The organism is Sulfitobacter sp. HI0129 (genome assembly GCF_001635395.1).
Classification (GTDB): domain Bacteria; phylum Pseudomonadota; class Alphaproteobacteria; order Rhodobacterales; family Rhodobacteraceae; genus Sulfitobacter.
Window position 1 is genome coordinate 1 of record NZ_LWGH01000141.1, and the last position, 226, is coordinate 226.

The window sequence follows — 226 nt, forward strand, 5'->3', positions numbered from 1 at the left end:
TCGCAGTCTATATCCAGATCGATCTCGAAGCGCGCAAGGAAGGTATTGAAGGTCTCCCCAGCTCGGAACTGCCCGATCTGAAGCCAATGGCCAAGGACGGCTTTATGCTGGCTCCGCTCGCCTTGTTGATCATCTTTCTATTTGCCGGATTCTCTATCATCTCTGCCGGTTCATGGGGCATTGCCATCGCGGTTCTCGTCATGCTGCAGCAACGGATGGGTCTTGA

General features: G+C 54.0%; 1 pseudogene. It reads left to right on the forward strand.

Annotated features, from left to right (window positions below):
- Positions 1-226 (forward strand): annotated as a pseudogene (locus tag A3764_RS01345) (TRAP transporter permease); the annotation flags it as partial.